The sequence below is a fragment of the Nostoc sp. genome, assembly GCF_035638895.1.
In the GTDB taxonomy this organism is placed as follows: domain Bacteria; phylum Cyanobacteriota; class Cyanobacteriia; order Cyanobacteriales; family Nostocaceae; genus Nostoc.
On the sequence record NZ_DASQZC010000158.1, the window covers coordinates 50,076 to 63,346 of the forward strand.

17 protein-coding genes are annotated in these 13,271 nt (G+C 40.1%); 4 read left to right on the forward strand and 13 right to left on the reverse strand.

The features are described 5' to 3' along the window. Positions 1-173: 173 nt before the first annotated feature. On the reverse strand, positions 174-371 hold the full coding sequence (locus VE944_RS07875; RefSeq protein ID WP_324974776.1) for an NblA/ycf18 family protein: 198 nt from the start codon (positions 369-371) through the stop codon (positions 174-176). A 198-nt stretch (positions 372-569) separates the two neighbouring features. Between VE944_RS07875 and VE944_RS07880 the strand changes: the two genes are divergently transcribed. Further along, on the forward strand, positions 570-749 hold the full coding sequence (locus tag VE944_RS07880; protein ID WP_324974779.1) for a hypothetical protein: 180 nt from the start codon (positions 570-572) through the stop codon (positions 747-749). On the opposite strand, the gene VE944_RS07885 is transcribed toward VE944_RS07880, so the two are convergent. From VE944_RS07885 to VE944_RS07940, 12 genes are all read right to left on the reverse strand, one after another. Then, positions 726-1,361: a restriction endonuclease subunit R gene (locus tag VE944_RS07885; protein ID WP_324974782.1), complete on the reverse strand. Its 636-nt coding sequence runs from the start codon at positions 1,359-1,361 to the stop codon at positions 726-728. The genes VE944_RS07880 and VE944_RS07885 overlap by 24 nt on opposite strands. 128 nt (positions 1,362-1,489) lie before the next feature. Next, positions 1,490-2,878 carry a histidine--tRNA ligase gene (hisS, locus tag VE944_RS07890; protein WP_324974784.1) on the reverse strand — a complete coding sequence of 463 codons (1,389 nt, stop codon included), beginning with the start codon at positions 2,876-2,878 and terminating at the stop codon, positions 1,490-1,492. 176 nt (positions 2,879-3,054) lie between these two features. After that, the gene (locus tag VE944_RS07895; protein WP_324974788.1) at positions 3,055-3,501 is read right to left on the reverse strand and encodes a DUF3598 family protein; all 447 of its coding nucleotides are present in this window, start codon (positions 3,499-3,501) and stop codon (positions 3,055-3,057) included. A 130-nt stretch (positions 3,502-3,631) separates the two neighbouring features. Continuing rightward, entirely contained in the window at positions 3,632-3,772 is a 141-nt protein-coding gene (locus VE944_RS07900) for a hypothetical protein (RefSeq protein WP_324974790.1), read from the reverse strand. Positions 3,773-4,027: 255 nt separating this feature from the next. After that, a complete protein-coding gene (locus VE944_RS07905) occupies positions 4,028-4,234 on the reverse strand; it encodes a hypothetical protein (RefSeq protein WP_324974793.1) in 207 nt (68 codons plus the stop codon). 7 nt (positions 4,235-4,241) lie between these two features. After that, positions 4,242-4,619 (reverse strand): GIY-YIG nuclease family protein, encoded by a 378-nt coding sequence (locus VE944_RS07910; protein ID WP_324974796.1) that lies wholly within the window; start codon positions 4,617-4,619, stop codon positions 4,242-4,244. 239 nt (positions 4,620-4,858) lie between these two features. Next, positions 4,859-5,005 carry a PIN domain-containing protein gene (locus tag VE944_RS07915; protein ID WP_324974799.1) on the reverse strand — a complete coding sequence of 49 codons (147 nt, stop codon included), beginning with the start codon at positions 5,003-5,005 and terminating at the stop codon, positions 4,859-4,861. Positions 5,006-5,091: 86 nt separating this feature from the next. Next, entirely contained in the window at positions 5,092-5,463 is a 372-nt protein-coding gene (gene vapC / locus VE944_RS07920) for a type II toxin-antitoxin system VapC family toxin (RefSeq protein WP_324974829.1), read from the reverse strand. Positions 5,464-5,476: 13 nt separating this feature from the next. Then, the gene (locus VE944_RS07925; RefSeq protein ID WP_190727741.1) at positions 5,477-5,713 is read right to left on the reverse strand and encodes a type II toxin-antitoxin system VapB family antitoxin; all 237 of its coding nucleotides are present in this window, start codon (positions 5,711-5,713) and stop codon (positions 5,477-5,479) included. 477 nt (positions 5,714-6,190) lie between these two features. Continuing rightward, the gene (locus VE944_RS07930) at positions 6,191-7,609 is read right to left on the reverse strand and encodes an aldehyde dehydrogenase family protein (RefSeq protein WP_324974804.1); all 1,419 of its coding nucleotides are present in this window, start codon (positions 7,607-7,609) and stop codon (positions 6,191-6,193) included. A gap of 70 nt (positions 7,610-7,679) precedes the next feature. Further along, positions 7,680-8,714, reverse strand: coding sequence for a nitrilase-related carbon-nitrogen hydrolase (locus VE944_RS07935; protein WP_324974808.1), 1,035 nt, complete (start codon positions 8,712-8,714; stop codon positions 7,680-7,682). 32 nt (positions 8,715-8,746) lie between these two features. Then, the gene (locus VE944_RS07940; protein WP_324974811.1) at positions 8,747-9,520 is read right to left on the reverse strand and encodes a red chlorophyll catabolite reductase; all 774 of its coding nucleotides are present in this window, start codon (positions 9,518-9,520) and stop codon (positions 8,747-8,749) included. A gap of 184 nt (positions 9,521-9,704) precedes the next feature. Between VE944_RS07940 and VE944_RS07945 the strand changes: the two genes are divergently transcribed. From VE944_RS07945 to VE944_RS07955, 3 genes are all read left to right on the forward strand, one after another. After that, complete coding sequence (locus VE944_RS07945) at positions 9,705-10,634, forward strand: NmrA family NAD(P)-binding protein (protein WP_324974814.1); 930 nt, start codon at positions 9,705-9,707, stop codon at positions 10,632-10,634. A gap of 365 nt (positions 10,635-10,999) precedes the next feature. Next, positions 11,000-11,377 (forward strand): hypothetical protein, encoded by a 378-nt coding sequence (locus VE944_RS07950; RefSeq protein ID WP_324974817.1) that lies wholly within the window; start codon positions 11,000-11,002, stop codon positions 11,375-11,377. Positions 11,378-11,432: 55 nt separating this feature from the next. Continuing rightward, positions 11,433-13,037: a sensor histidine kinase gene (locus tag VE944_RS07955; protein ID WP_324974820.1), complete on the forward strand. Its 1,605-nt coding sequence runs from the start codon at positions 11,433-11,435 to the stop codon at positions 13,035-13,037. The last annotated feature ends 234 nt before the right edge of the window (positions 13,038-13,271 follow it).

Below are 13,271 nucleotides of genomic sequence, written 5' to 3' on the forward strand. Positions count from 1 at the left end.
CAAATGAGTGGATGGGATGATTTAAATCCATCAAAACCGTTATTGTGAGTCTGTTTGTTATTGGGCAGTTTCCTCTTTTTAGAGCAAATAATCTCTATTACCTTGCCCTCAAAAAAAACAATTGTGTACTCCTTCTCTTCTCCGTTGCTTAAAGTGGCTTTGCAAGGTTTGTTTTAGCCTAAGATTGGGTCTGAATCAAGTTCCCAGTGATGTTTGAGCAATTCTTGGTAAGTCGCTTCCCTAATTATCATCTGCTTATAGAGCATCAGCGAAAACTCTTGAGCTTGTTCACGGGACATCTGTTGCACTTGATCAGAAAAAGTTCTAAGGCTAAATTCTTGTTCTAAAGATAATTTAATGGGTTGATTCATCGCTTTTATTACTCTTTTGTTTGGGTTTGCTTATATAAGCAAATATTGCTTTATATAAATAAATGTTACGTTAGCTTTACAAAAAGCAAAGGGTGGTAAACCGTACCAAGTAGGTTATAAATGCCGTATCTGCTGCTGAAAAGCTTTATATGACTGCATTGTGGCAACCCAAGTAAAAATTAAAAGCATTTTTAACCTTTGTTTGCAGCTGGCGATCGCTCAAAAGAAGAGATGGGCAATACAATCATTCCTGTGGGCAACGGTGGTGATGAAGGGACTTCCCAGTGGATGAAGGCGGCGGGTATTGCCATCGATGAGCAGCATTTTTGCAAGGTGGCTAGAGTTAAATTACTTTTAAAGCTGACAAATTGCTTTTAAAACTTGTAGCAACTGACTTGAACGCTCTCTTTCCATTAAATTTAATTCTGGTAACAGATAATAAATAGGGGGATTTCCTGGTTCGAGATAGACAAATTGATAACTTCTACCATTAGCCGTTAATCCCCAAATTGATTTTTGATTATCTAAATTTTTATAAGAGTACGTGAGTAACTGAGGTAAACCAGTTGAAATATCAATTTGACTATTTTTAGATTCAATTAACAGTACCCAAAAATATGTTTGAGGTTTTGTATGTTTAGCTTTACTAATAGCTAAAATATCAAATCTTCCTTTAATTTTGATATCTTCATCTTCAACTTCAATATCAGCAATATTCTCCTCTAAAACAATTTCGATAGGATAGCGATAAAAACCAGCTAATCTTAATAAAGGAGCAACTGCAAGAAACTTTACCTGACCTTCAGAAACTTTACCTGCTGTAAGATAGCGTCGAAAGTCATTTCTAATTTGCAGAAGTTCTTGCTGTTCCGCTTCCGTAAAAGGTTCTAGAGATAAGTAGTTAGAAAATGAGTCACTGTATTGTTCTTGAAAGCCAAACAGACGCTGAACTTCTTCTAAGGATAAATTACGAGCGTTGACAATTGTCATATATTTTTCCCTGATTATTGATCTAGTAATTGAGATTCATGCTGATCATAGTTTTGGTGAAGTGTATTGCGATCGCACTTAAGAGCGTGGATTTAAATTTTTGCAGTTTATATTATTATCAACGTTTATTAGGCAAGCCTTCTTTTAACTTCTTCAGCCAAATCTACTAGTAGCACTTCTACTTGCTCACCTGTTTTCAAATCTTTCAGCGATGACTTTTGTGCTGCTGCTTCTTCAGAACCGATAATTACACAAAATTGAATTCCTTGTTTGTCAGCTAGCTGAAATTGTTTACCCAAGGGACGCTTATCAAAGTTAGTGATCACATTAATTCCAGCCTGACGCAGATGTTGCGAAACTTTTAAATAAGTTGGCATTAAATCTTCTTGCATATTTACTACCATCACTTGGGCTGGTGTAGCAGCTAAAGTACTAAGAATACCAGCTTTTAACAAGCGACTAATTAAGCGAGTTAATCCTATAGAAATACCTACACCAGGCATTTTTTCACCCAAAAATACCCCAACTAATTCTTCATATCTACCGCCAGAACAGATACTACCTAAAGCCTCATGACCTAATAAGGTTGTTTCGTAAACTGTACCAGTATAATAATCAAGACCACGGGCAATGGATAAATCAATACAGAAACGATTTTCGGCAACTCCGAGATTACGCACGCCTGCAATTACCGTTTCTAATTCGCTAACTCCCAGGTTTAATTGCTCGGTTTCTGATAAATTTTGGGCAAGATACTTAAGTTTATCTAATACTTCATCAACAGAACCATCTATTTTAATAAAATCAATAATTTTTTGGGTTTGTTCTCCTGAAACACCCTCTTTTTCTAATTCTTGTTTTACTTTAGTTTCACCAATTTTTTCTAAATTATCAACAATACTAATACACGATTTAATTTTATCTTCAGTAATTCCTACTGACTTAAAAAAACCTGTGAGAACTTTACGGTTATTAATGCGAATCAAAAAATCACCAATATTTATCGCTTCAAATATCTCAGTGATAATTGCAGGCATCTGAGCATCATAGAGCAAGCTGAGTTCACGACGAGCAACTACATCAATATCACACTGGCGGAACTGACGAAAACGCCCATCTTTTGCTCGTTCACCCCGAAAAACTACATCCATTTGGTAGCGGGCAAAGGGAAAGGTTAACTCATTCAGGTGACGGGCAATATACGCTGCTAAAGGAACTGTTTGATCAAATTTTAAAGCTCTTGCTTCTGAACCGGTTTCACCCGATTTATCTCTCTCGGCTTGTCGATTTGGTGGCAGGATGGGGTCAATACCATAAATGATATTGTCGCCTTGATTTCCTTTAGCTTGCAGCACTTCTAAACGTTCTACAGCAGGTGTTTCAATGGGCGTAAATCCGTAGCTTTCAAAAACTCTACGGATGATATCTAGCAAATATAATTCTAGACGCTTTTCACTAGGAAGAAATTCTGGGAAACCACTAGGAGTAGAAAAGTTTATTTTGTCACCTTTTGCCATGCGTCTACCTTACTAAGTTGAAATTTGAGATGAAAGCCTAAGCGCTGGAAATCGTCGCTACACAAACATAGACGCTTTGCGGCTACTCTTACGAGAACGCTTTCAGCGAAGCCGCAGGGTAGTTTGCCTGCGCGGACTGGAGAATAATGAGTGATTATCTCTGAGCGAAGAAATTACTATCTTACTCGTTCTTCTTGAATTAAGGTGCGTTGAAAAATTTTGTTGTTCTTAAACCAATGCCAAGTGCGGGCACGATTGTTATTGTCAGGACTAATATAGATCATTTCGTATAAGCTCATTTCTGGGTTTGTTTTATAACTAAACCACAAAATCACAATCGAATCATCGGCTTCCCAGGCTTTACCTTGGATGCGATCGGTGTCAAACCACAGCTTATTATCTTTATAGCTTCCTGGAAATTCATGTTCTTCTTGTTTACCATCAGACCATTTATAACGATTAATTTGGTAGTAGGGATGAGGGCCATTTTCTGGAAATTGACAAGTTAAGTGAGACTCATAACTGTCAAGGATTTTTCCTGTTGTATCAACTAATGTATAAGTCCCTACCCAATCTCCTTCATGACGGGCAAGCACGGGCATTCCTTCTCGAATATTTGACATTGCAATTCACCTTTTATTGTTCTAACATTTGGAAAAAGCAAGTAAAGTAATCGGGAAAAGTTTTCGCTGTACAACCACGGTCTTTGATTACAATGCCTGGAACCTTTAAGCCAGTGACAGCAAATGCCAGTTATAAGGCATTTTCTAAAATCGAGTCACTTGGCGCTAAGTCTGCGACGATTAATGCCCGATTGGTAATACTTTTAGAAACAGGAATCTCTACCGTGGCATGTACTGGGCGATTCACAACAGCGATCGCAATGGTATCCATTTTAAATCTCTGTGCAGGTAGTCAGCTACAACTTAATTATGTTCGCATATTATGAGTGGGGAGTGGGGAAGGTTGTCAAAGATGGCTTTAATCATCGCTGGCATAACTTGACGCGAAGCATAACGAATTCCGTTTTTCTTCCAAGCGATGCCTGCGGCGGGCTACGCCTACGCATTTATCGTCGGCTTCTAATGTTCTGTATCCACACTAATATCTTTTGCCCGTCGCGCCGCCTGCGATCGCCAGTTTACGCTTTTATTGTCCACGTCCTGGCTTGCAATCTGCAAAACCCAATGCCTCGGTGTCGATAAAACTTGCGATCGCCATCTCAATAACTGCTTCGATTGGATATTCAATTTCAGTAGCACGAGCAATTAGAGCGGCGCGAATTCTTTCAGGTAAGCATCCTAAAATAACTTCGGCATCATTGGGGGAAAGTTGCTCTTGGAGTTTTGCTTGCATCGCTTTACTACCCTTCGGCTGGAATTTGGACGTTGTAAGGAGGTTCGGTAGCTCTTAAAATAATGGCTTCTAGCTCCAATAGTAACGTAGGGTTTTCCCAATGTGAAATCAATTGCACTGCGATTCGCACATCTCCATCGTTATACTTATCGAGCCACGCCCACAAAAAAGCTTTGTGTCCACCACTGAAACGCCCCCGCAAGCTTTTGGTTTTACCGATGTACAGCAATCCGTCAGTCTTGTGCCTGATTGCATAGATGCCAGGACGAGCCGGAATGGTCGCAAAATCACGCGTCAAGGGTTGGCATTGTTCAAAGGGAATGAAGGCGATCGCATCCAGAATTTTCCGAGCTTGAGCTTGAAGTTCAGAATCATTTGTTGGCATGAAGACCAGAGGGGTGATTGCACAGAAATCATACTCTCACGAATTCTGCCATAACCTACAATCACCCTATGTAAAAGACTTTACTCGCTAAAGCAGCAGAAGCGAAGCGATCGGACAAGAAACTGCTGGCGAACTTGACTGTGACTGTCTTAAAAGTCAAGCGATGCCTGCGGCGGGCTACGCCTACGCATTTATCGTCGGCTTCTAATGTTCTTCTGTATCTACACCAATATCTTTCGTCAGTCCCGCCGCCTGCGATCGCCAGTTGACTGGAATTGAATAGCTAAACTTTGTACGGCTTGATTCAATGCCAACAAAGGAAAGTCTTGCAAAATTTCCAGTCGTTGAGTGGCGATCGCTGTATCTCCCTTAGCTACTTGTTTCACTCACAGCACTTTCTAAATTTTATCTGCCCTCATCCTACAGCATTGAAACTTTATTTGGAGGGTTTGCGGGGGATCGACGATCGCACTTAAGGTTGAAAGCGAAGGTGTTGGAGCCGTCTTACTTGGGCAATGGTTTCAAAGTCGCGATCGTTGTGAATCAAAAGCAAATTATTTTCCAGAGCAGTTTGAGCAATGCAGCAATCGATTGGGCTGCGAACGGTAAGCCCTTGGCGGCGCAAGTCATAGTAAATACGGGCAGCCGCTTGCCAAGAATCAATCGAGGGTTCAATATAATTTTGTGTTTCGAGGTAGGTTGAGAGGAGAGTCCATTCTTGCTCGTTCAGGCTACCTTGAAGCAATTCAAGCTGAGTGAATCGGGTGAGTAAAACTTCTCGATTAGCAATCAAAGTTTCAAGCTGCTGGCGAACTTGACCGTTGCGATCGCGGAAGACGACTATCTAAACTGATGTATCAATCAGCAGCATGACGAGTCTCGCGCAGAGTTTTGTGGTCAAAGTCTGGGGTAAACTGAATTTGTCCAGCGAGGTCGAAAAGGTTTTTCTTGCGGTGTGATGTTCCAGAAGAGTCACTTCGTGAACGCACAAGTTCTTGCAGAGCAAAATTCACTAGTTCTTCTTGAGTAGTGAAGTTGGTGAGTTGTAAGGCTTCGTTAAGGAGAGATTCATCGAGGTTAAGGGTAATTTGCATAAAATAGGTATAAGTTAAAGTAGATACGATTATTAATTATTGTCTTTACATTTTAACCCGATAGACGACCAACTCACCTTGAATGAAAGGCTGTTAAGTCATTTTCAAGCCCTTCCCAAAGTTGAGCCACCGAGATAGTTTGCCCAGTCATGGCTTCGTGCCAAGCTTGCCCGAAATCTGCTAAGACTCTCGTGTTCTGAACGAATGAACTCGTGTTCTGAACGAATGAACTCGTGTTCTGAACGAATGAACTCGTGTTCTGAACGAATGAACTTGTGTTCTGAACGAATGAACTTGTGTTCTGAACGAATGGACTCGTGTTCTGAACGAATGGACTTGTGTTCTGAACCAAAACATCAAAATTTTTCCAGATGCTTTGGTTATCGTAGACGAAACTGTGTCAGAAGCGATGTCTACGACGGGCTACGCCTACGCCATTGCTTAAGCTAATGAGTTGCATAGTGATGATGGCATTTGTCACTCCCCATTCCCAAACCACCAAGGGTCATTAGTATCGTTAGTTTTAATCAAAATAGCTTTTTTTCGCATGAACCGTTTCAGCGCGGCTGCACCCATGCGTGACCCTCCCATACCGGAGAATTTGAAGGCGTTTTTCTCTCCCTCGTGCATCAGGGCGGTAAGTGCAGCATCGTTGATACTAATAGCACCTGCATCTATCTGTTGAGCAACTTCTAAGGCTTCGGCTTCCGAGGCAAACACAGCAGCACTTAATCCATAAATTGAGTCGTTCGCTAAAGAGACTGCTTCCTCTACTGTAGAAAAAGACATTATTGGCATAATGGGGCCGAAAGTCTCTTCGGTCATCACTTTCATGGAATGATTAACCTGGGTGAGAACTGTGGGACGACACCACCAACCCCCACCTAAGTCTTCAATTACACCGCCGCAGTGAATCACTGCTCCCTTTTCCACTGCATCTACGAGATGGTCGCTAATAATTGCTGCTTGTTTTTCGGCAATGATGGGGCCAATTTCTCCACTTTCTACTGTAGGGTAGGCTAGTTGAAGGCGATAAGCTTTGGCTACTAATTGATGGTAAAACTTTTCAAATATCGATTCAGCAACATAAATTCGCTCAATTGATAAGCATGACTGTCCGGTGTTGACGACGGAACCCCACAATATTGCTGAGGTTGCTAATTCTAAATTGGCTGATTCTAAAACGATCGCAGGGTCTTTTCCGCCTAATTCCAAAAAAGCCGGAATAAACCGTTTCGCAGCCGCTTCTGCTACTTTTCGCCCTGTTGCTACACTGCCTGTAAAGCACACCAAATCTACATTTTCAATCAAAGCAGATCCAGTTTCGCCTGCTCCTTCAACAAAAGTTAATACGTCGCGCAATTCAGGAACGACGCTGATTGCTGTTTTCAGTGGTGCTACGAAGCGGGGAGCAATTTCACTGGGTTTAACAATGACAGCACAACCCGCCAGTAATGCCGGGATGGTATCAATTGTTGACAGCAATAGAGGAAAATTCCACGGGCTAATTACCCCAACTAGGGGATAAGGAACCGATGTTTGTTGCAAAGCGATAAATGGAATTGCTGTGTTTTTGGCAGAGTCTTGTAGCAATTCCGGCGCTAACTTACACCAGCGATCGATGCTAGAGAGGAAGGAATCTATTTCTAATACAGAGGTCGATAATCTTCCTGTATCATTTATCAAAGCTTCTGTGAGGCGATCGCGCCCTGATAATATCGCTTGCTTCCACTGCTGTAAAGCTTCAATTCTCGCCTCTAAACCCAATTGCTGCCAGCGAACTTGCGCTCTGCGGGTGCGCTTACATTGCTGTGCCAGCAGCCTGGGAGGCGGCGGGATAATTACGTAGTCAAATTTGCCAGTTCGAGGATTACGGACTTCTATTGTTTTTGTCATTTGTCATTGGTCATTTGTCAATAATTAATAGTTATTCTTCCCTTGCTTTCCCTACTCCCCACTCCCGAATTCAAATAATTCCCAGTTTGGCTAACCGTTCAATGGTGGCTTGTTGCGTTTGGAGGAAGTGTTTGCGGTCTACTTCTCCTTCCAGCATAGTATTCGCTGGGTAAAAGTGTGATTGGCGGTAACTTTCGGCGTATAGTTCAAAGCGTTGGCGGGAAAGTAAATTATTTAACCCTGGTCGGCGGCGATCGCGGCGTAATGCTCCTAAATCAATCTCTGCAAATGCTGCCATGCTCTCACCTGCACCTGTTTCTGCTAAAACGATTCCGCGATGGTCAATGATTTTAGAACCACCATCAGCCGAAGCAATAGGGATAGCAATATTAGCGATGCCTGCGGTATTAGCTGAAACTACGTAAGCCAGATTTTCGACGGCACGAGTGATTTTTGCTGCGTCTTTAGGTGTGAGGTTTTTGTTGTATACTTCCGAGGTGGAATGGACAAAAATCTCTGCTCCTCGCATCGCCAGACACCGCGCCACTTCTGGATACAAAATTTCTTCTGATGCTAAAGCTGCCAAATTACCGATCTCCGTTTTGGCTACGGGGAAAACTCCTTCTAAACCATAGCAGTCAAGATATTTATCCCAAACATCATGAGGTGTGGGAGCAAATAAGGAATTTAGCCGCCGATATCGCAAGACGATTGAGCCAGAGGGGTCAAGAATAAAGCAGGTTTGAAAGTACAATCCGGGAAAGTTGGGGTCAACTTCGTAGGCGTTACCAGCTAAAAAGATTTTATGCTTTTGGGCAATTTTACCAAGGGCTTCATACTCAGCACCAGCCATTTCTATACAAGCTTTTTCTGCCCACCCTCCGAGGGTATCTCCCATTGGGAAACCCGTGAGGAAATATTCTGGCAGTACAATTAAACGACAATCGAAGCCGATGAAAGCGATACTGGCAGCAATTTGTTGCGCTAGGCGGTTGATGCAGTTTTGCATGAGCGATCGCGCTTCGTGGCGATCGCTTGTTTGGTTGACTGCATGACAGGTAACTTGCAGTGCTAAAGCGCGGTAGGATTCTGGATTAGTGGGCATGGGGCATGGGACTAAGGACAAATGACAAATGACTAATCACTAATTCGATTGCCACCCCAGAGCGATCGCACAAGTTTATCTGTCAATTCAGATCCAAACATCTGTGCGGCAAATTTATTACCTGGATCACGTTCAGCACTGGTACGGCGTAGCGCCAAATCACGAGATGCTAAAGCGGTGCGTGCATTTTCGGGCACAGGTTCAGCTGCATCTACCCAAGTTAGCCAGCGATCGAGTGTTTCGTGTGCAACTGTGCGTGTCAGTTCGAGGGTTTCAAAAATAGGTGCGCCAGTATAGCAAAGACTAACAGGCGATTGAAATAGACGAATATATACACTTTTGCTGGTAAATACCTTGAGACGCGAATCTTCTTGTAACTTTAAGAATGTTTGATTAACTGGCTCATAATAGCGATCGAGATATGCTAAATCGGTTAAAAGCTCAGTTCGGGCAATGTAATCTATATAAAATAAAATATTTCCATTTGGAAGTGTGCCGAACTCAAACGCCAAATGAGGAACCTGAATATGTGACTTCAACCAAGTGGTGAGACGCATAGTGCTAAAGTTTGATTTTTCAGGGTTTCCTAGCCACGAATGCACTAGCCAATCAATTTCTTTCCCGGAAAAAGCGGTAAGCGAACCCTTCATATTGCCATCGAGACTGCTGTATTGCTGTAAATTTTCTACAGAAGGGTCTGGATGTAATTCAAAACGAGCGTCTATTTTCTGACGGAGTTCGTTTGTCAAACCCCACAACTGTTCAAATAAGGCTGTACTGTCTACATTAGGTTGCTGCTCAAGCACTGTTTGTATATACCCAGATAATCAATACAAACAAAGCATAATGTCAAAACAAAACAAAACACAAGCATCTAGCTTCTGTCCAGACGGATGTATTCTGAATTCTGAATTTTTCTTCAATTATTGTTTGCTTCTATTGTCTTTGGATAAACTTAATTTAAATAAATAACTCCAGGTAGAAGAGAGAATGTCAAATTTCCGCGATCGCACAGACTCAAACACCGATAAAATCTTACTCATCGGAGTTACTGGCGGCACAGGTGGAAATGTCGTTAAGGGATTTCTTGAACAGGGAGTTACTAACCTGCGAGTCATTACTAGAGAAATTGACCTTAATCGTCCAACTCTTGCGAAGCTCAACGATGCCGGAGTTGAACTGATAAAAGCCAACCTTGACGATGAAATCTCCCTCATAGAAGCCTTTGCAGGAATTTCGGCTGTTTACTGCCACGCTACTTCTGCGGACTCCGCTAAAATTGACCCGTTAGAGGTGGAGAGAGCAAGACGAGTTGCACAAGTAGCTAAACAGGCTGACATTAAGCACTTTGTCTACAATTCCGCAGGTGGAGCGGATAGGAATTCAGGAATCCCCCGCATAGAGCAAAAGTATCAAGTAGAGAAAATTCTCAAAGAAGCTGGCTTACCGACTACCATGTTGCGAGCCTGCTTGTTTATGGAAGAGTTTTGGAAGAAGTACACGCGACCTTCCATCCTCAAAGGTAGTTTCCCATTTTCCATTCAATCAAACAAGCCCCTTCATTTAATTACAACGAAGGACATGGGCCGCGTTGCTGCCTACGTTATTAAACATCCCACCAAGTATATTGGTCAAGAAATTGAGCTAGCTGGCGATGTGCTAACTCCTCTTGAGATGGCAGAGGCATTCTCCCAAGCGCAGGGGATGAAAGTTGTCTACAAAGAGACACCCGCCTGGATTTTCTTACTCTTGCTGCAAAAGGAACTGTTCGATTTGATTCAGTGGTATCGCAAGCAAGGTTATCAAGCCGATGTCTGGCGTTTACGAGAAGAGGAATTTCCTGGAATTCTGACTACATTTAGGGAATTTTTGGCAGAAACCAACTGGGCAAATACGGAACTCACTTACGAGAGTCTGTGATTGGAAGTACACTGTGGCAAAAGTAGGCGGTAGTTTTGTATGAGCGATCGCAATGACACTTCATCAGTTTATGATTCCTCCTTTAGATGCCTTTGCCCTTACTCTAAATTAAGTAATTATACTGTAACTTCACAAAAAATAGATTTTATTATACTTAATTATAAAAATAAAAATAACTTTGTCAGTAAATATAGACAAATTAAAAGAAAAACAAATATTAATAAGTTAGTTATTTTGTTAAAAATATAGATATGGCTTTTGATTTGGATGAAGCTTTTCAACTAGACATAGCTCAAATGAATTTAAAATAAGTACATTCAGTAGTATTTAGTTTACATGAACCAAAAATTCCTTTTCTAATTTGGTTGCTAGAGAACCCTAATAGTCTATTAGCATTACCTGGAAAAATTAGTTTACGCCATCATGATTATATTCACATACTTTTAGGTAGAGGTATTTCTCCTAAAGATGAAGCTTTTGTGATTGGATTTACAATGGGTAATGACTTGAAGACTAATAAACTACATTTATTCATCTATAAAGTTTTTGCTAGATTTTTATATCCATATCCTTATAATTTTTCGGCATTAGATTTAATAAATTTTAATTTAGGCTTTATGTATGGCAGAACAATTAAAATAAAACAAATAAATGAGATGAACTTTGAAATTTATCAAAATGAAACTATAGGGGTTTTAAGAAGCATCCTCGGTATTAATACTGATGAAATAAAACTTGCTTAAGAGTATTAATTTAGGTTAATAGCTAATTACCATATATCTAAAAAGTACTATCAAAATGCACCTGCCTAATAAACTGAGATTCGTTCCCTCTCAAATAGTAGCTGTAACAGTACTTCTGACATTACTCCTATTTATTCCTCAAATTTGGCTCAACTGGGAAGCATATTATAACTTTAATAGTATTACTAAACATGAATTTAAACTCCAAACGCTGAGTGATGAAATTATTTATCTTGATGAAGTATTAACAATGTCAGCACGTATGAATGCTGCTACAGGCAATTTTATTTGGGAAGAACGGTATCGACAATTTGAACCTAAACTTGATATTGCTATCAAAGAATCTATTAAACTTGCTCCTAAAGTATATGAAAATGAGGACACCACAAAAGTTGATGCTGCTAACCAGCGCTTAGTTGCAATGGAATATGAATCTTTTGAATTAGTTAAAAAAAATCAAAAAGAGACAGCCCAACTACTACTTTTCAACCACGAGTATGAAAACAAAAAACAAATTTATGCTGATGGTATTGCTAAAAGAAAGCGTAATATCTCACTTCAGTTACAACAGAAAATTGATGATTACTACAAAAGAATATTTTGGGCAATTTTAGAATCTATTATAAGTTTAATAATGCTGATTCCGGCATGGCTTTTCGTCTTGCGTTTATTACAACAATACTTAAAAGCTAAAAAAATTGCTCAAGCCGCCTTAGAAGAAACAAATTGTAGGTTGGAAATGCAAGTTGCAGAGAGAACTGCAAAATTAAAATACAAAAATTTTCAATTGCAACAGACACTGGAAGAACTGCAACACGCTCAAGTACAACTTATTCAAACTGAAAAAATGTCCTCATTAGGTCAGCTAGTCGCTGGTGTTGCTCATGAAATAAATAATCCAGTGAATTTTATTTATGGTAACGTGATACACATTAGAGAATATAGTCAGCAATTACTAAGTTTAATTAACCTGTATCAGCAACAAAATTTTAATTACAACCCAGAAATAATTAATCTGATTGATGAAATAGATTTAGAGTTTATTGTTGATGATATGCCGAAAGTATTATCCTCAATGGCAATTGGCACTGACCGCATTCGCGAAATTGTACTAACTTTGCGGAACTTTTCGCGTCTTGATGAAGCAGAAATGAAAGCTGTTGATATTCATGAAGGAATTAATAGCACATTATTAATTTTACAGTATCGTCTTAAAGAAAAGCATAAAAAGCAAGAAATTGCAATAATCAAAGATTATGGGAGTTTACCTCTTGTTGAATGTTATGCAGGAGGACTAAATCAGGTATTTATGAATATTTTCAGTAATGCTATTGATGCTTTAGATGAATGGGAAGCAGAGTGTTTAGAAGGAGAACATAAAAAACACTCTAGCTCTATTATTGTCCATACTCAAGTTAAGAATGAAGAGTGTGTGATTATTAGTATTAAAGATAATGGGCCAGGAATGACTGAGAAAGTTAAAACTAGATTGTTTGACCCTTTCTTTACTACTAAACCTATAGGTCAAGGTACTGGTTTAGGATTATCTATTAGTTACCAAATTATAGTAGAGAAGCACAAAGGAAAAATCAAGTGTATTTCTGCACCCGGTAAGGGTACAGAGTTTTTGATTGAGATTCCTATCAAGCAGGCACGGTAAGCAAATATATTAATTAACAAAGCCAAATAGTATGTCTAAATAATGCCGACAACTATGGGGGTCTACGCTATCTCCTTAATAATTACTAATAGAAAATCCTCGACGCGTAGGTTTAATACTAGCTAATTCCACCTGAAAACTTACCTTGTCGGTCATCTCCCCGCTTCTTGCTTCCAAAGTCCACTTACCAGGACGCAAATTCCAAAATAAAGAATTAGCTGAGTTTGTATCTAG